Origin of the sequence: Shewanella woodyi ATCC 51908 (genome assembly GCF_000019525.1) — a bacterium.
GTDB classification, from domain to species: Bacteria; Pseudomonadota; Gammaproteobacteria; order Enterobacterales; family Shewanellaceae; genus Shewanella; species Shewanella woodyi.
The window spans coordinates 4,216,008-4,234,721 of record NC_010506.1 but is presented as its reverse complement, the minus strand read 5'-3'; the positions used below and the strand labels follow the sequence as shown (position 1 = coordinate 4,234,721).

Here is an 18,714-nt window from a genome sequence, read left to right as displayed (position 1 = left end):
GAGTCGTCGCGAAAGTTGCTTTTATTGGTATTTAGCTGAATAACAGCTTATCGAGTATTAACCCATTATGCAGGTTATACCAATCAGTATAAAGGTTTGATCGCTCAGCGAGAGTTTAGCGGTCCTGAGGCAAGGTCTTTAATTGCTCCTCGGCTCTAGCATCCTGCTTCGCCCTACCTCCTATATCCATATAGTCGTGCATTAATGACATTCACCACATCCATGTGGTTTGCAACGAGTGAAGAGCATAGTTGTTCTACGGTCAAGCTCGTTAACATAGCATCAGGACCGCTAAAACTCGCCTGTAAGGAGTGTTTTTGGCTGCCTACTTCTGCGTTGAATGAATTCACAAGGGAACAACCATTATCTCATCCATTCGCCTTGAATTAGTTTGCCAAAAGACACTCTGAGTAGATCAACTCCTTATACTGATTGGTATTAAAACTCGCCCGAGTCAATAAACTAGGTATTTATTTTATAACAGGGGACATATTTACTCCCTGGTAGCTTCATTCTTTGTTGCTTAACAAAGGCTTTAAGTAGTTTATCCATCAGTGCCATCAAGGTGGGATCGCCCTTAATCTGGAAGGGGCCGTTTTTCATGACACTCTTAATGGTTTCCATCTTCACATTTCCTGCCACAATGCCTGAAAAGGCTCTGCGTAGATTGGCGGCAAGTTCGGCCTTATCTGATTGAAAGTGAAGGTTGAGATCTCCCATCATCTCATGAGTCGGGTTAAAGGGGAGTTGGAACTCGGGCTCAATCTTAAGCGACCAGTTATATTGATAGGAGTCACCGGAAGACTTACGGTGATCTTTAACTACATCCATTCCATGGCTCATCACTCGGGCGACACGAACTGGGTCATCAATGATAATCTCATACTTGCTTTGCGCCTCTTCACCTAAGGTTGCGGCGATAAACTCATCGATACGCATAAAGTAATCGGCACTCTCCTTTGGCCCTGTGAGTATGAGCGGGAAGGGGATGTCTTGATTCTCTTTATTAAGCAGTATGCCAAGTAAATAGAGCAGCTCTTCAGCGGTGCCAGCACCACCAGGGAAGATCACAATCCCATGTCCAAGTCTGACAAAGGCTTCCAGTCGCTTCTCAATATCGGGCAGAATAACCAACTCGTTGACGATCTGATTTGGCGGCTCTGCAGCTATGATACTAGGCTCTGTGAGCCCGATGTAACGGGCATTACTTATGCGCTGTTTTGCATGGCCTATGGTGCCCCCTTTCATTGGCCCCTCCATGGCGCCAGGGCCACAACCAGTACATATGTTCATCTCACGCAGCCCAAGCTCATAGCCAACATCTTGAGTGTAATGAAATTCGGTGTCATTGATGCTGTGTCCGCCCCAACAGACAACAATGCTTGGGTCTTCTAGAGGGATAACTTGCGCATTCCTCAGAATATCAAATACCACATTTGTGATATGACTTGGGTTGGTTAAATTAATATTTTTGAGGTTGTCATATTTGTCGCTGAGATAGACGATATCCCTTAATACTGCGAATAGATGCTCTTGAATACCCACGATAATTTTGCCGTCGACAAAAGCGGCTTCTGGTGGGTTGATAAGTTCAATCTTGATGCCTCGCTCACGGCGAAGGACATTGATATTGAAGTCTGAAAACTGTTCAAAGAGGTTTTCTGCATTATCGCTATGCAGACCAGAGGCGAGAACTGCCAGTGAGCAGCTGCGGTAAAGTTGATAGAGTTCGCTTGTTGCGTTTTGTTTGAGGCGATCGACTTCCAGTTGTGAAAGTTGATCCATACTTCCTCTGGGACTGACATTTACTATCATAAAGGCTCCTTAGCTCTGACTTGAGTACAAGGATGTGCAGTAAAGGCACCTTAAGATGCCGAGCCTAATCTAAAATGGAATGTCTGAATGTCATAGGCTTACACGTCAATGATGACTCTGTCTCTGCTTTCATGTTTAGCTCGGTAGAGTGCTGCGTCTGCTCTTTCAAAGGTTTCATTGATAAGCTCGTTCTCTAAAATTTGTGCAGCACCTATAGATACTGTAACTGTAATTCTCTGATTTTTAAACTTAAAGGGAATACTTTTTACTTTCTCTCGCACTCTGTTTAAAAGTTGTTCAATATCGATGGCGTTCACTTCTGGGATTAAAAGAACAAACTCTTCACCGCCATATCTAGCTACGAACTCAGTATCTCTAAGGGAATTTTTTAGTGCCATAGCAATAACTTGGAGTGTTTTATCTCCAGTACTGTGCCCAAAACTATCATTGATGGTTTTGAAATGATCGATATCGGCAACGGCAACCCAAAGGGGAAGCTTCTGGCGTTGAAAATTTCGAAACTCTTGATCCATTCTCTCTTCGAGTGCAGCTCTATTAGGCAACTGAGTCAAAGAGTCCAGTAGATTCAGTTTCTGCTGCTCAAATAAACGCTCTTTATATGTTGTGGCTTCTTTACCTAGCTCATTGAGCTCTTTTCTCATCGACTCCATCGATTTTCTTAACAAGATCTGTTCACGCTCTTCGACCGCTTCTTTACGGCCTAAAGAGGCTCTAATTGCGGAAAGTTGTTCGGTCACTTGTGACTTAAGACTATGGATATCGTCAATGTCGATAATCGCTTCGCCAACATTGTCGACTCGAGAGTTGATCTCCCGATTTAACTGTTTCTTGAGTTGAAAACTTCGCTGATTATTATTGTAAGAGTCCGTCACCACTTCTCGCACTGCAGTTAGAGAGTCATTAAGCGCATAGAGAAATTCTTGAGATGCCGTTTTCTCACGAGCAATATTGTCTAGCAGCAGGGTTAAGATAGTTTGGTAAGCATCGATTAAGCTATCTACCTCAATATCGCTACTGAGAATATCTTTCACTGTGAGCACTTGGTCTCGTTGGTGTTTTCTAAACTCTACCTCAGAGATCATCTGAGAAAGCTCGTGAGCTAACTGGCGATGTTTAGGGGAAACAAGGATGGGAGTACCCTGTTTAAGTTGATCATCGAGTATCTCTTCATAGAAACTAACTAGCTGCTCTACCTTAGGGATATAGTCCCAAAAGGTATGGAAAGGTTTTACCAACTCTTTTTTGAAGTAGTTGAGCTCTCTTTTGACTTTATCTGGCGCTGAATCAATACGTTGGATCTGACGTATGACTCGAGATAAGCTGACGCGGCTATCTTCAAGCTGCACCATTACATGGTTATATTGCTGCTTAAGAAGCTGCTCGACTTCAACGAGTTCAGGAAGGGCTTCCTCAACATTTTCAAACTTAGTTAGCAGCTGCCTGAGTTTAGCCAGCTTATTATCTAGCTCTAAATTTTGTCCTTTGCAAGCAAGACTTAAATGGCCAATGAATTGTAAAAGCGTCTGCAACTTCTCATTTCGCTCCTCATCAAGCTCGTTTAGGGCTGCTTTAGCGAGATGAAGTTTCTGCTTTAATAAATTGACCTGAGAAATACTGGCCATTGAATCCTTCATTATAAACGGTGTCCTACTTGTTCAAAGCAAAATGGAAAGGGAATAGCTTGCCTATATAATGTTATAGCAATCTCTTTGGAGTGCAAATTTCATTTTAAATATAGCGACATAAATGACTAATTTCGATAATTTTTTGCTAAATATCGATATTTTCATGACTTTTCCATTTGGGCCAGCTTAGTTGGGTTTTATCACCATTTGTCTCAATCTTGAGTAAGCCCCGTTTTACTCCTTTCTCTAAGTGTAAAAACAGTGGGGTAGAAAATATTGCAGGTGGCGCAAAATTGAGTGATTTAAGCATCACAAAATAATCTTTATCCTTACCTAAACTTAATGCGCCTGTCAGTGCAAATTGTGCTGTGCCAAAATGCGTTTTAGGGCTGATTTTTATATCCAGATCCGCAAGCAGGGGAAGAGGCAAGATACCCATGTGGATAGTGGTTTTGATATCACATGAAGAGGTGATTTTTTTGCATCTCTCAAAGAGCGCTGACGGGGTTGTTGACTCGTGAATGTTCAACAAGAACAGCCCCGGCCTGATAAGGTAAACTCCTGAGTTAAAACTACTGGATAACTGATTGAAAATCAGTTTAATCGACTCGGTGTTATTTTGAACACCTTGAGACAGATCATCATCTAATAGGTCTGTTAAGGAGAGGAGCGCAATATATGAGGGCTTAACTTTTGCATTAAGTTCATTGGTAAATCCCCTATAACCAGGAAGCCCAGTTATTGGCTCATTGACACTTTGTAATCTAGCTTCTGTTAATTCAGAGGTTAATGATTTAGCTCGTCGCCAAAGGTTGAGGCCTAACAGTGTGAGTAAAAACGTTAGGGTAAATGCCGTTATCAATAAAATTCTTGAGCGGGCTACTTGGGTGTTTAGCTCATTTTGCTGCCCCTTTAGTTGGGTGAGCTGTATCTTTAATTTCTGCTCAGTGAGTACAGAAGCGGCAAACGGCTCAACTGTTGATGCTTTTTCAGGAGGGTTTTGATTGAGAAGTATCAGTTTATCTAGGACTTCAAATGCTTGACTGAAATCTTCTAAGCCCCTTAGTGCTTGTGAGCGGTATTGTAGTGCTTTAATCTGTTCATCATGTAGGGAGAGGGCAACAGCGTTGCTAAGGGCTAAAACACTATGTTTGTCGGCAAGAGAGAACTCTTTTTGGGCCAAAGCAACTTCAGCAATGAGAAGCTCATTATAGACAAGATAGTGTTTACTCTTTCTTTCCAGAAAAAGCGCGTTAGATTTAAAGAGAAACTCTAATGCGTATTGAGGGTTGCCGTTGTGGAAGTAGGCCTCACCTAAATTATGATAGTTAAGTGCTTGAGAGGTTAGGTTCTCACTTTCAAGATCCAGCTGTTGAGCGGTAAGGTAGTAGTCGATGGCCTGATTCCATTGACCTTGATTGGCATGTACCATCGCCATTACAGTCATACAGCTTGACTGATAACCCTCTTTATTTAACTTTTTAAAATCTTTAGAGGCTTCATCGGCATATATAAGTGCTTCATCCCAAGATTTCAGATCTCGATATACCCGAGCCAGTTTCAGTTTTAAGTTCGCTTTTAAAAAGGGTTTGTTTTCTTTATTGGACAGTCGTAAGGCTTCAGAGTAGTGCTGTAGTGCGAGAGCTAGCTGACCTTGCCTATTATAAAAGTGGCCTAATGCCGATTCGGCTTGAGCGATAAGGTAGTTGTTTTTTAACTCATAAGCGCTTTCTCTGTATCGATTAAGGTGTTGTTGAGCGGGTTTATCTTGTCTAATGAGTCGATGTAAGGTACCTAAGTTCTTATGGATAACTATTTTTAGGATTCTAGATTGGGTCGTGTTCTCTTCATTAAAGAGTTTTATTGATTTGTTATAAAACTTTATCGCAGTGGTGTAGTCACTTTTACTTCGGCCAATATGGCGACCTTTTAGCGCGTTAACGTAGCTTTTATCAAAATCGTTTTCGCTCACTCTTTCAAGTAGAGCTATCAGTTTTTCACTGTGAAGGTATTTATTTTGCACCTTGGTGCTGGTATCAAGATAAACACGGGTTAACAGTTGAAGTTTATTTTTTAGCGCTTGGGGCTCATATCCCTGCGCCTTAGCTGCCCGCTTAAATTCTTCGATATTAGCGGCGTCGATAGGAAGTGTTATCGAGGAGATAAGCTCTTCATAGAGTTGAGTTGGGTCTTCGTTTAATTTTATCTCTAATGCTATGTCATCTTGAGCATTGGCCGAGCTCCATGAAAACATAAGAAAAAATGAGACGAAAAATAGAGATGCGCGCATAGAATATAATTACCTCGCCCTCTTTTTATAGGGACTTTAGGTTTATTGTCTTTGATAAATATTTGAAACTATAACGGCTAATTTTGGCAAACTTAGGTGTTATACTCGCAAAATTACTACCATAAAAATTAGATAACAATAATAACAGAAGGACGCAAGAGTGAAACCTGTCATCCCATCGATTTTAACCTTAAGCCTACTCTTTTCTCTCTCTGCTCAAGCGGAAGTTCAGTATCGTATAGATCTGAATCAGTCACAGCATCACCTTGCTCAGGTTGAGGTCTCTTTTCCTCAATCGAGTGCCGAGCAACTTGAAGTGCAGCTACCAGTTTGGCGCACCGGAAAGTATCAGGTACTGCCTCTGGCTGATGGAGTTAGATTTTTTACCGCTAAAGATGATAAAGGTAACGTGCTGCCAGTAACGCGAACAGCTAGCGGAGAGTGGCAAGTTGCATTGAGTCAACCTACTTCTGTTTCAATCAGTTATCAGCTTTACTTGAATAAATTAGGGCAAAGAGTGGGGCATATCGATGCCAGTCATGCATTTCTCGATGCCAGTGGCACCTTTGTCTACAGTCCTGAATTTAGGTATGAACCGATAGAGGTCGAGATGAGTGTGCCCTCAAATTGGCAGAGTCATTCAGGCATGGACTCCGGTGAGGAAGCGCACACATTTGTTGCTGACAACTATGATGTGCTTGTTGACTCTCCTATAGAGACTGGCGTGAATCAGTTGAGACGTTTCTCTGCTGATGGTCGTGACTATGAGTTAGTGATCTGGGGTGAGGGAAACTATGACATCGAAAAGATGGTCACAGATCTGACCAAGCTCAGTGGTGAGGCAGATGCGATATGGGATGGTTATCCTTTTGAGCGTTATGTGTATATGGTCCATGCGACCAGCGGTGCAAGTGGTGCGACAGAGCATCTAAACTCGACCATTATTCAAAGACCGAGATTTAGTTACCGTGAGCGTGAGGATTACTTAGGTTTCATTAAAACAGCGTCTCATGAGTTTATTCATACCTGGAATGTAAAAGCCTATCGACCTCAGGGCTTAGTTCCTTATGACTATCAAGATGAGAATATCAGTGAGCTGTTATGGATTGCTGAAGGCTCAACCAGCTATTTTCAGAGTCAGTTACTGCTGCGCGCTGGTGTGATCACAGCAAAAGAGTTTCTAGATGATCTGGCTAAGCGTATTGCAAGAAGCGAAGTAACACCGGGGCGTGAAGTACAGTCTGTTGCCGAAGCAAGTGCTAACCAATGGGCAAGTTCTCGCGGGGATTATGCGATTAACCACAGCACCAATATCTACTCCGAAGGCTTTCTTGTTTCTCTCGCTCTGGACTTTTCGCTGCTAGATGAGACTGACTTGGAACACTCCTATCGCGATGTGCACAAAGCGTTATATCGAGATCATAAAATTCCGTTAGGTTACGATGTGGAAGATGTGCAGAATATTCTTAAGGAGTTAACGGATGAAGACTATAGCACTTGGTGGCAACGGCATGTGAATGCTCCGCTGACGTTAGACTTTCCCGATTTGCTCTCTCAAGCTGGATTAAAGATAGGGCACGGTGAAGACTCGAAAGCCGTTGCTTATTCTGGCATGACGGTTGAGGGGAGTTCTCTTAAGCTAAAGCAGGTGCTAAGGGATGGCCCTGCTTGGAATGCCGGTATTGTGCTAGGGGATGAGATTGTGGCTATTAACGGCCTTAAGGTGACTGCGAGTGGTTTTGAGTCACGAATTAAAGACTTTAAGCCTGGTGCTGAGGTGAAGGTTACCCTGTTTAGTGATGATAAGCTTAAATCTGTGGTGATGACCTTAGGTGAGAAGCAATCTGGGAAGTTAACACTTGAGAGTGTGAAGAAGCCGAGCCGAAGCCAAAAGGCATTCTTTAAGGCTTGGTCAGGTATTGACTGGCCTTTTGATAAAAAGGGCAAGCTTAAGAGCAATGATTAAATTGGCATCAAGTAAGTTCCTACCCATCCCTGGGGAATTAACATAAGTGTTCTGACGTCTAGGGTCTTATGCGTTCCATACGCTTTAAGACATTCCCCATATCCCTATGGGTCAGTGGAGGAAATGCCTTTAAATGTCGGGAACATTTATGGCCAGACACAAAGTATGTTCCTACCCATCCCTGGGGAATTTACATAAGTGTTCCAGACACAAAAAAGGCGCGAGTAGCGCCTTTTTTGTTGGAGAGGTCGCAAAGCTTAAATGGTGTCTTCTACGCCACCGAGTACTTCGACTAATGAGTTCATTAGTGCGATAAGCTCACTACCCATCAATGCAAAGTCAGCATCTAAACGTGCCATAGGATCTTCAGTTCCCACCTCGTCATTGCCAGCTCTGAACTCTTCAGAAAACTTAAGACGCTTAATTCCTGCATCAGACTGCATTAAGAAAGCGATAGACTGACCGAAGTGAAGCGCGAGTTTATGAACTTGCTTACCCACTTCAATATGTGCCAGTACTTCATCTTCGGTTAAGTTTTGCTGTTTAAAGCGAACAATCCCGCCTTCGTCTGAATCGGTCTTTAGTTCAGCTTCATCTTGCATAATGAAAGGCTGTGGTGTGCTATTGCTTTTCACCCAATCTGTGAGCTGAGACTCGATAGGTGCCTTAAAGCTCAATGGAATAATTGGCAGAGAACCTAGGGCTTTTCTAAGTAGTGCCAGTAGCTCTTCAGACTTAGCAGCACTTGAGCTATCGACGAGGATCATCTCAATTTCAGGGATGATCAATGCGTGTATCTGGCTACGTCTTGTGAAAGCACGAGGAAGCAGAGTCATGATGATCTCCTCCTTCATGGCATCTTTCTCTTTTTTCGCCAGTTTACGGTCCTCTTCAGCTTCGATTTGCGCCACTTTATCTTCGAGGGCTTCCTTTATCACTTGGCCAGGAAGGATTTTCTCCTCTTTTGTTGCGCAGATCAGATGGCGACCGCTCGCACTGTGCACCAAGGAGATCCCTTTTTTGCCTAAGGCATTAGAGAAACCAAATTTGCTGATGTCCTGGCTTGAGCATGGAGAGAAGGTGAAGTCTTCCAATGACTTTTCAAGCGCTTCTGGATCGACAGAGAAAGGTTTATTAAAACGGTAAACAGTCAGATTTTTAAACCACATAATGAGCGCCCAATCAAAATTAAAGGCGCAGTGTAAGCCATTGCTGAGCTCGGGTAAACCGCAAAGATAATGATCCTGCCTTAGGTTCGATGCATATTTCATAAAATTGTCATATAACAAGTTTTAAACTTGTATCCCTTGCTCTTAAAGGGATTGCGGCAAGTTACGTTATTTACTTTTTGGCTATTTATCAAAATTGAACTTTATTGAAATAAAACTGCAACATAAAACTTGCACACTCCTCGGCGTCCAAACCAATAACTAAGACGAACTGATACGTCGAAAGGATTAAATGATGAACGCTTTTTGTAAAACTCTACTCGCTTCCGCTCTTGCTACCGCTACTTTGGCTTCTGCAAATGCAGCTGAGCCATTAACGGTTTACGGTAAGTTGAACGTCACGGCTCAATCTAATGATGTAGCTGATGAGTCTGAAACAACGATTCAAAGTAATGCTTCACGTTTAGGTGCAAAGGGAAGTTTTGAACTTAGTAGCTCTTTAGAAGCTTTCTACACGATTGAATATGAAGTGGACACGGGTGATGAGGCTAAGGAAAACTTTAAGGCTCGTAACCAGTTTGTTGGCTTAAAAGGTAATTTTGGTGCGTTCTCTGTAGGTCGTAACGACACTATGTTGAAGCAGTCTCAAGGTAAAATTGATCAATTCAATGACCTATCTGCTGATTTGAAGAACCTGTTTAAGGGTGAAAACCGCATTGAGCAGACTGCAACTTACTTAACACCAACATTTAATGGCTTTAAAGTGGGTGTGACTTATGCTGCTGAAGCTGCTAAATCTCAGTATGCACAAGATGGCTTCAGTGTTGCTGCTATGTATGGTGATGCTAAGCTGAAGAAATCTCCTATCTATGCATCTATCGCATATGATTCAGATGTAAAAGGGTACGAAGTTGTTCGTGCTACGGTTCAAGGTAAAGTTGCTGGCTTTAAGCTAGGCGGTATGTATCAGCAGCAGGAAGAGACCTACAGCAAGACAGGTGAAGCTGTAAATGGCGACAGTAAAACTGGTTACTTGTTCAGCGCTGCTTACACTATCGATGCTGTTGTCTTAAAGGCGCAATTCCAAGACATGGAAGATAAAGGTGACTCTTGGTCAATCGGTGGCGATTACAAGTTAGGCAAGCCAACTAAGCTGTTTGCATTCTACTCTAGCCGTTCATATGAAGGTGAAGAGAATGACGATAAGTTCTTTGGTGTTGGTTTAGAACATAAATTCTAAATTTGGCTAAAGTAATTAAAGGGAGCTTAGGCTCCCTTTTTTGTTTTCAGCCCTAAACCACCTACTTCAGTAGGTGGTTATCATCAATTAGGCTTTGCCTGAATATCTACTCATGTTAATTGAACTCTAACTTTTAGCGAAGTAATAGAGGATAAAAAACATGAGTAGATATGAGAAAGCATCGCATGTGTATTGGCGATGTCAATATCACATAGTTTGGACACCTAAGTATAGGTTTAGGATTTTAAAGAATAAGTTAGGAAAAGATGTTTACTGATGTATTCATGTCTATAGTGAGCAGTTAGGGTGTGTGGTTGTAGAGTTGAATGTACAAATAGACCATGTACATCTGGTTATCAAAGTTCCTCCGAAGCTATCGATTTCAAAGTTGATGGGTGCTTTAAAAGGTAAAATTGCTTTGAAAATGTTTAGCAAGTATCCGTATCTTCGGAAAAATAAGCTATGGGGAAATCACTTTTGGCAAAGAGGTTACTTTGTTGACACAGTGGGGATTAATGAGGAAGTGATTCGAAGATATGTAAGGCATCAAGAAAAGGTTGAAAAACAGGAGCAGCCGCAATTAGATTTGAAGTAGACAACGCCCCCTTTTAGGGGGCTAATACAAAGCCACCTTCTTCAGAAGGTGGATTCTTTACTTAAAGCCTAATTAGCTAAGAGTCAGGTTTATGACAAAGACACATTATTTATGACAAAATAGCCCTGTTGATCATAATTTTGTAATAAAACTGACCAATAATAGAAGCGTGAACATTCATCGGACAGAAGAACGCATATGACTGCTAGGATATTAATTGTTGAAGATGAGTTGGCGATTAGAGAGATGCTAACTTTTGTATTGGAACAGCATGGTTTTGTGACTTCAGCTGCTGAAGATTTTGATTCCGCCTTAGACTTGCTAACTGAGCCATACCCAGATCTTGTTTTATTAGATTGGATGTTTCCTGGTGGAAGCGGTATTCAATTGGCTAAGCGGATGCGTCAGGATGAGTTTACCCGCCAGATCCCAATTATCATGTTAACTGCTCGCGGTGAAGAGGAGGACAAGGTACGCGGTCTTGAAGTGGGTGCTGATGATTATATGACTAAGCCCTTCTCTCCTAAAGAGCTGGTGGCAAGAATTAAAGCGGTAATACGTCGCAGTTCACCGACAAGTCTTGAGGAGCCTATTGATGTTCAGGGCTTGATGTTAGATCCCATTAGCCACCGAGTGACAGTGGGTGAGCAGGTGTTAGAGATGGGGCCAACCGAGTTTAGATTACTGCATTTTTTTATGACTCACCCAGAGCGGGTTTATAGTCGTGAGCAGCTACTCGATAATGTATGGGGCACCAATGTGTATGTTGAAGATAGAACGGTTGATGTACATATTAGGCGCTTACGAAAGGCGATTGAACCCTCTAACCATGACCGTCTTATTCAAACGGTGCGTGGCGCAGGTTATCGTTTCTCCACTCGTTTATAAATAATGTCAGTGACTTCGACTGATTAAGATTGGTTAGGCACAATGCTTTATTTGCGCTATCTTGTGCCTCATCTTATCCAATGGTCTGGATAGTATTATATGTTTGATTCGTATTCGGGTTATCGGCTGCTCTCTCGGTTAATAACCTACTTAGTACTCTGCTTTATCTTAGGTCTGCTTATCGGTGAGATCGTTTGGGTACTTCTTTTAGGAACTGTTGTCCTACTTTTTTGGCATTATCGCCAACTTTCAAGATTAAATTTTTGGTTATGGCGTGATAGACGTCTTACTCCTCCAAACGGAAGGGGGAGCTGGGAGGGAGTGTTTAACGGCATCTATCGACTTCAGGGCAAAAACCGTAAACGAGTCTCGCAGTTAGCGTTTCTACTTGGCCGTTTTCGTCAAGGAGCTGAGGCGCTGCCCGATGCTGCCGTTGTGCTCGATGCTGAGCACAATATCGTTTGGTGTAATAAGTTAGCGCAGGTACTGCTTGGCTTAGTATGGCCGCTGGATAGTGGACAGAGAATTGATAATCTTCTGCGTCACCCCGATTTCTCCAATTATTTGAAAAAGGGGAGTTATCAGGAGCCGTTGGAGCTTGCCTCTCCTCACTCCGATAGCCGTATTCTTGAGATACGTATTATGGGATATGGTACAGGTCAGTTCTTATTGATCGCACGAGATATTACGCGGGTAAGGCAGTTAGAGAGTATGCGTAAAGATTTTGTCGCCAATGTGTCACATGAGCTTAAAACGCCGCTCACTGTATTGCAGGGGTATCTTGAGATGATGCAGGAGATGGCAGAGCCTGGTTCGCCTAATATTAAAGCGATGGATCAGATGCAGCAGCAGACCAATAGGATGCGCTCTATGGTTGAGCAGTTGCTGGTACTGTCACGTATTGAAGACTCAACTGAAATTAATCTTGAGATGACAATCAATATGTCTCATATGATGGATGTGTTGAGAGAGGAAGCGATGGCCCTGTCTCAAGATGAGCATGAGTTGGAGTTTCATTGTGAAGCAAGCGATCTTTATGGCAATGAGCTTGAGCTGCGTAGTGCCTGCTCTAATCTAATCTCTAATGCGATTCGTTATACCCAGCCCGGTGGTAAAGTAAGTGTTCGCTGGAAGAGTGTTGCTTCAGGAGCTGTATTTAGCGTCACCGATACCGGAGATGGCATTGCTCCACAGCATATAGGTCGATTGACTGAACGTTTCTATCGAGTAGACAGTGCTCGTACCCGACAAAAGGGGGGAACAGGCTTAGGCTTAGCGATTACTAAACATGCCCTTAGCCATCATCAAAGTGAATTGATGATAAGCAGTGAATTAGGTAAGGGAAGTACTTTTAGTTTTCTTATCCCCACTAGCTTAATGGACTATAAAGAGTAATTTTTACCCCTTGAGATATAAGCAGGCATCTTGCCTGCTTTTTTATTTTAAGTATTTAATCAAAAGATTTTTTGTAAAAAAGCATCTGTCATCTAAGTGTCACATCAAAGTAATAGACTTGTCATGCTGGCAATTGATACTTGCTGCAACTTAATTGTTAAGCAATTTAACTAAGCAAGTACGTCTAAAAACTGGAGCAAAGAATGAAACTGAAACAACTTGTCGGTGCAGTGAGTTTAACTGCCGCTAGTGTATTTTCTGCAACCTCTATGGCTGCTATCGATCAGTCACTGCCTGTTTATGAAAAATCAAGTGGCGTATCGGGTAACCTCTCATCTGTAGGTTCAGATACTCTGGCTAATATGATGACACTTTGGGCAGAAGAGTTTAAAGAGATGTACCCTAATGTGAACATCCAAATTCAGGCTGCTGGTTCTTCTACTGCGCCACCAGCTTTGACTGAAGGAACTTCACAGTTTGGACCTATGAGCCGTAAGATGAAGCCAAACGAAATGGAAGCATTTGAAAAGCATTACGGTTACCAGCCTACAGCGATTCGTGTTGCTATCGATGCACTCGCGGTATTTGTTCATAAAGATAACCCTATTGAAGGTTTGAGCATCGAGCAGATCGATGACATCTTCTCTGCAACACACAAGTGCGGTGGAAGTGATGTTAAGCGTTGGGGCGATGTGGGCCTAACAGGTAGTTGGTCTGCGAAAGATGTTCAGCTTTATGGTCGTAACTCAGTATCTGGCACTTACGGCTACTTTAAGAAGAAAGCCCTATGTAAAGGTGACTTTAAAGCGAATGTAAATGAGCAACCAGGTTCAGCGTCAGTTGTGCAGTCTGTGTCTCAATCACTGAATGCTATCGGTTACTCAGGTATCGGTTATAAGACTGCAGGGGTGAAAGCCGTTGCTATCTCTAAGAAAGGCACTAAGTACATCGAAGCTACTGCAGCCAACGCTGCAAGCGGTACTTACCCGCTATCACGTTACCTATATGTTTACGTGAACAAGCATCCAAATAAAGATTTAGCGCCGATGGATCGTGAGTTTCTTAAGTTTGCGCTCTCTAAGCAAGGTCAGCAGATTGTAGAGAAAGATGGTTATGTACCACTTCCTCGTAGTGTGACAGCGAAAGATTTAGCTAAAGCTGGTATTCGTCTTTAAGCTAATAAGAGTTGTTTAAAAGGCCTCCTAGTGAGGCCTTTTTTGTGCGTTACTTTTAAGTAAGGCAAAAAAAAGCGACCTAATCAGGTCGCTACATTTCCAAATTTGGAACTGGTGATAGCCGCGCTAGAGACCATCTAATAAGGGAGAATGATGAACAGTGAAAATAGACTTAAAGTTAGTTGTAACTTATTAACTCTAAGCAAAAATTCGCTTCATATAGTCAGAGTCTACTTTCACGGAAAAGTTCAGAATAATTTAGAAATTAATGATCTTTTTTTTCGATCGGGGCTCCTAGAGATAGAAGTTAGAGAGTTAATGCTAAGGTGGGATGGAAAAAATGTGGAGTAAAAAAATGGCAGCACCTACAATCGAGGGCTGCCATAAAGATCTTTCACATTAAGAGGAGAGGGACTATTCACAGGGTTTAACCTATGTGCGCTAACAAAGTCCTTTCTCATCTTATAAGAAACCAATGAGTCTCTTAAAGGGAGATGATGATGAACAAAAACAGAGCAAAAATTGATGCCTTGTAACTGATTCACTATATAGGACTGCGGCTATTTTAATTGGTTCAATTTTTTTCCCAGTTTTTTAGAATTTATTTTAACACTGGAACCTCTTCACTATTTAACTATTGTTTAAAAAGGTAAAAATACTCTTAGAGTGATATGAGCCAATCTTTAAACTCACCATCCATCTGTGCTCCCCACTGTTTCACCAAGGCTTGGTACCTAGGGTAATCTCCTTTGCGAGTAAAGGTTAGCATCTGCTCGATTTTGTCTCTGTGCTGCTCGATCATAAAGCGAACCGCTAAATATCCCCAGCGGTAGACCCTGTCAGAACCACCATTTATCTCATAGCTGGTATTAAATAGTTCACTCAGTGGGTAACTCGTCTCGCTGGCTAAGGAGTCTTTTGCTAATTTTATGGCGGCCTCATTATTATCGCCTTGAGAGATATATTCACCTAGTCCTTCACTCCACCAAACGAGGTGAGGCAAAAGTGGCGCAGGTTTTGGGCAATACTCAGGGGCGCTATGGGAGTCATGGAGTGAGGCGCAAAAATCACCGTAGAGGTTGAAGTGTCCATCGAGGTAATGCACGTACTCGTGAGCTAAATTCCAGATCTGGCCCTTTTTCTCGTAGGCGACAAACTCAGCTTGGTTATTCAATTTGTGAGGTAAGCCCTCGAGGAACATACCACCATTATCGCTGGGAACATCGAAATGTGCGGTCACATATTGAACATAATCTTCGCGGGAGTGATAGACATTGGCTCTCATACTGACATTGTTGTCATTGGCTACAGGTTTTCCTCGAGTGCCAAATAGGGCATGAAATTTTGCTTCTTGAGTACTCAATAACTGACAGGCTTGAGCTATTTGAGCTTGCGATAAAGCTTGAGAGCGGATAAGAATAGTATCGCTGCACGCATGTTCCTGAGTTAAGATTTCAGAAAGGGATGATGATTCTGCATTGGCAGTAAAAGTATAAAGAGAGAGTAAAGTGGCAATAGGGAGGAGGTTAGATACCTTCATTCAGTGTTACCTTAGTTGTTTTTATTGTATAAAGTATCCCTTAAGTGTTTCACCTTAAAGAATTGAAGTCAATTACGATGACAATAGCCTCTGCTCTGGTTACTATTCATTTACATATAATTGATAAAAATCATACTCGTAAAAAGGATATATAAGTGTTAAATGGATGGGATAACAATCATGATCACCACTCATTCTCCAACGTAGAGAGAGTAAGAGTCACGCACCTTGAACTGGCATTGAATGTTAATTTTCAAGCTAAACAGTTATCTGGTGTCGCTTCTTTGGCGTTAGATTATCTTGATAAGAGTTGCCGGGAACTTTGGTTAGACCTAAGAGAGTTGACCATTATAGGTGTTGAGGATGAAGAGGGCGCAGAGCTTACCTTTGTTATTGATAAAGAGGACCCCATACTTGGTCAGCGTTTGAATATCTCTTTTACTTCAAAGCTAAATAAGGTCATCGTTCATTATGTCACCTCTCCTGATGCTGAGGGTTTGCAGTGGTTGAGTCCGCTGCAGACCAGTGGTAAAACTCTTCCGTTTCTTTTTAGCCAGTCACAACCTGTTAATGCCAGAAGTTGGATACCGTTACAAGACACGCCAAAAGCCAGAATTACTTTTAATGCCAAAGTGAAAGCGCCATCAGGCATGCGTGTTGTAATGAGTGCCATGAATGACGCTGAGGCTAAGCTAGATGGTGAGTTTGATTTTTCGATGGAAAAACCCATTCCTACGCATCTACTTGCTATCGCCGTGGGGGATCTCGCTTTTGGCCCTATTGGCCCACGAACAGGAGTGTATGCTGAGCCAGAGTTGTTAGAGGCCGCCGTTAAAGAGTTTGAGGATACAGAGGAGATGGTTGTTACAGCTGAATCTCTTCTTGGTCCATACCCTTGGGGGCGATATGACATGCTGGTGTTGCCACCTAGTTTCCCCTTTGGCGGCATGGAGAATCCTAGGCTCGCCTTTATGACGCCAACACTCATTGCTGGTGATAAGAGCCTGGTTTCGACCGTTGCTCATGAGTTGGCTCACTCCTGGACGGGTAACTTAGTCAGTAATGCAACTTGGCGAGATCTCTGGCTGAATGAAGGGTTCACAACCTATTTTACCAATCGAATTGTCGAAGCCGTGTTTGGTAAAGAGCAAGCTGAGCTTGAGGTCGTCCTGGAGTATGGGCGCTTAAAGGAGGAGTTAGCGACCACTGCATTTGCGGAGCAAAACTTACCGGCAAACGTGCAGAAACAAGATCCTAATGAAGCATTTAACCGCTTTACGTATGACAAGGCCTCTATGTTTGTTCATGATCTTGAAAAACGTATTGGTCGTGAGGCGTTTGATAAGTTTCTTTTTACCTATGTAGAGCATTTTGCGTTTGAAGCGATCACCACAGAGCGCTTTATTGATTATGCTAAGCAAACCTTACTAATTGAGCATGCAGATAAGATATCTGAGGCTGAATTAAATGAGTGGGTGTATGGCTGTGGTATGCCGAGCTGTTTTACGGCGCCGCAATCAGATAGTTTAGATAAAGTGGATCTTGCTCTTTCACTCTGGGCTAAAGGGGCTTGTGCAGAGTCGCTAGAGACAGAGGCTTGGCGTGTTCATCACTGGCAATACTTTCTCAATAGCTTACCTGAGGTTCAAAAACAGTCCCAACTGATGGATCTCGATAATCATTTTAAGCTGACAGATTCAACCAATGCAGAGATTGCTTGTGACTGGTTTAGGGTTGCGATACGTAATCATTATGATCCGGTTTTACCTGCCTTAAGTGATTATCTGATCCGTATCGGTAGGGGGAAGTTTGTAAAGCCTTTGTTTACCGAGTTACAAGTTGCTGGTTATGAAAGCGAGATGAAAGAGATCTATCGTGAAGCGAGAAAAGGTTACCACCCTTCGATTGTGACTCAGCTAGATAAACTTCTGAGCTTCAGTTAATGCCATAAAAAGCTGATAAAAAAAGGCATCCACTATCTCTATTGAGATGGGATGCCGTATCATTCTTTTAGAATGAGTATGTAGAGTCGTTAAGCTATTAGCGCTAGCAGTAAACTTAATTCTTCTCATTGGTACCCAAGTGAGTACCTAAAGGGAGGTGATGAACCTTGATGAAAACATTAAACTTGTAACACCAAAAACGTTACATATAGTCAGAGTGCTGTTGTTTGAAATAGTTCATCACTATTTGAAAATAATTTAAATTATTTTCAAATTAGGGAGAGAAAAAGCCAAAAAAAAGGGCAACCATAGGGTTGCCTTATGACCTGTTAGGTCAAGGGGACTGCGCTAGAAGTCCCGGGGAGAATGATGAACATGAAAAAACTCTTCGCTGCTCATATTGTTTGAGTTCCCCCCCAGATAAAAAGTTCAAAAAATAATCGATATTTTTTGTGGAATTTACATTTTTATTTCTAGTTGTCTGATTTACTTTAATAATTCTTCAATTTTTTTTGTGAGAGCTTCAGGCTTAGTGGTTGGAGCAAACCTCTCAAGTACTTTGCCATCACTATCGACTAAGAATTTGGTGAAGTTCCATTTGATCCTTTGACTGCCAAGTATCCCTTTTGCTGATGATTTTAGGTATTGATACAGGGGGTGAGCATCTTCACCGTTCACCTCTATTTTTTGAAACATAGGGAAGCTGACATTAAAGTTGAGCTCACAAAATGATTGGATCTCACTATTACTACCACTCTCCTGAGCCCCAAACTGATTACATGGAAAGCCTAAGACTGCAAACTTATCGGGACCGAATTTTTCATAAAGGGATTGTAGGCCTTGGTATTGAGGTGTAAAGCCGCACCCACTAGCCGTATTGACGATCAGAAGTACTTTACCTTTAAAGTCAGTAAGCGAGCTTTCAGCCCCCTGAATATCATTAACCGTAAAATCCCAAATTTTAGTTGTCATCTTATCTCTCCATATTCTCAATGCCTGTTGAGTATAAAACGAAAAGAGTTGCAAGCCAATAAGTTGTGCGCAATTATATT

Annotated in this window: 12 protein-coding genes and 1 pseudogene; 7 read left to right on the top strand and 6 right to left on the bottom strand. The window is 42.2% G+C overall.

Annotation, left to right across the window (positions count from 1 at the left end; translation table 11 throughout):
• Window positions 1-462: 462 nt before the first annotated feature.
• From ppnN to SWOO_RS17820, 3 genes are all read right to left on the bottom strand, one after another.
• A complete protein-coding gene (gene ppnN, locus SWOO_RS17830) occupies window positions 463-1,815 on the bottom strand; it encodes a nucleotide 5'-monophosphate nucleosidase PpnN (RefSeq protein ID WP_012326061.1) in 1,353 nt (450 codons plus the stop codon).
• 98 nt (window positions 1,816-1,913) lie between these two features.
• Window positions 1,914-3,470 carry a GGDEF domain-containing protein gene (locus tag SWOO_RS17825; RefSeq protein ID WP_012326060.1) on the bottom strand — a complete coding sequence of 519 codons (1,557 nt, stop codon included), beginning with the start codon at window positions 3,468-3,470 and terminating at the stop codon, window positions 1,914-1,916.
• 136 nt (window positions 3,471-3,606) lie between these two features.
• Window positions 3,607-5,751 (bottom strand): tetratricopeptide repeat protein, encoded by a 2,145-nt coding sequence (locus tag SWOO_RS17820; protein WP_012326059.1) that lies wholly within the window; start codon window positions 5,749-5,751, stop codon window positions 3,607-3,609.
• Between the two features lie 160 nt (window positions 5,752-5,911).
• Between SWOO_RS17820 and SWOO_RS17815 the strand changes: the two genes are divergently transcribed.
• Window positions 5,912-7,717 (top strand): M61 family metallopeptidase, encoded by a 1,806-nt coding sequence (locus SWOO_RS17815; RefSeq protein WP_012326058.1) that lies wholly within the window; start codon window positions 5,912-5,914, stop codon window positions 7,715-7,717.
• Between the two features lie 257 nt (window positions 7,718-7,974).
• On the opposite strand, the gene rdgC is transcribed toward SWOO_RS17815, so the two are convergent.
• Window positions 7,975-8,886 carry a recombination-associated protein RdgC gene (gene rdgC, locus SWOO_RS17810; protein ID WP_041418251.1) on the bottom strand — a complete coding sequence of 304 codons (912 nt, stop codon included), beginning with the start codon at window positions 8,884-8,886 and terminating at the stop codon, window positions 7,975-7,977.
• A gap of 292 nt (window positions 8,887-9,178) precedes the next feature.
• Here rdgC and SWOO_RS17805 point away from each other — a divergent pair, with 292 nt between their 5' ends.
• The 5 genes and pseudogenes from SWOO_RS17805 (at window position 9,179) to SWOO_RS17785 (ending at window position 14,179) form a co-directional block, all read left to right on the top strand.
• Window positions 9,179-10,126, top strand: coding sequence for a porin (locus tag SWOO_RS17805; RefSeq protein WP_012326056.1), 948 nt, complete (start codon window positions 9,179-9,181; stop codon window positions 10,124-10,126).
• A gap of 160 nt (window positions 10,127-10,286) precedes the next feature.
• Window positions 10,287-10,721: pseudogene (gene tnpA / locus SWOO_RS17800) on the top strand (IS200/IS605-like element ISShwo2 family transposase).
• 198 nt (window positions 10,722-10,919) lie between these two features.
• Window positions 10,920-11,609, top strand: coding sequence for a phosphate regulon transcriptional regulator PhoB (gene phoB, locus SWOO_RS17795; RefSeq protein ID WP_012326055.1), 690 nt, complete (start codon window positions 10,920-10,922; stop codon window positions 11,607-11,609).
• 99 nt (window positions 11,610-11,708) lie between these two features.
• Window positions 11,709-13,004, top strand: coding sequence for a phosphate regulon sensor histidine kinase PhoR (phoR, locus tag SWOO_RS17790; RefSeq protein WP_012326054.1), 1,296 nt, complete (start codon window positions 11,709-11,711; stop codon window positions 13,002-13,004).
• Between the two features lie 203 nt (window positions 13,005-13,207).
• Window positions 13,208-14,179 carry a PstS family phosphate ABC transporter substrate-binding protein gene (locus SWOO_RS17785; RefSeq protein ID WP_012326053.1) on the top strand — a complete coding sequence of 324 codons (972 nt, stop codon included), beginning with the start codon at window positions 13,208-13,210 and terminating at the stop codon, window positions 14,177-14,179.
• A 661-nt stretch (window positions 14,180-14,840) separates the two neighbouring features.
• Here the strand turns inward: SWOO_RS17785 and SWOO_RS17775 are convergent.
• Window positions 14,841-15,719 (bottom strand): collagenase, encoded by an 879-nt coding sequence (locus SWOO_RS17775; RefSeq protein ID WP_012326052.1) that lies wholly within the window; start codon window positions 15,717-15,719, stop codon window positions 14,841-14,843.
• A gap of 155 nt (window positions 15,720-15,874) precedes the next feature.
• Between SWOO_RS17775 and SWOO_RS17770 the strand changes: the two genes are divergently transcribed.
• Window positions 15,875-17,662: a M1 family metallopeptidase gene (locus SWOO_RS17770; protein WP_012326051.1), complete on the top strand. Its 1,788-nt coding sequence runs from the start codon at window positions 15,875-15,877 to the stop codon at window positions 17,660-17,662.
• A gap of 486 nt (window positions 17,663-18,148) precedes the next feature.
• Here the strand turns inward: SWOO_RS17770 and SWOO_RS17765 are convergent, their stop codons facing one another.
• Complete coding sequence (locus SWOO_RS17765) at window positions 18,149-18,634, bottom strand: glutathione peroxidase (protein WP_012326050.1); 486 nt, start codon at window positions 18,632-18,634, stop codon at window positions 18,149-18,151.
• Window positions 18,635-18,714: the final 80 nt, after the last annotated feature.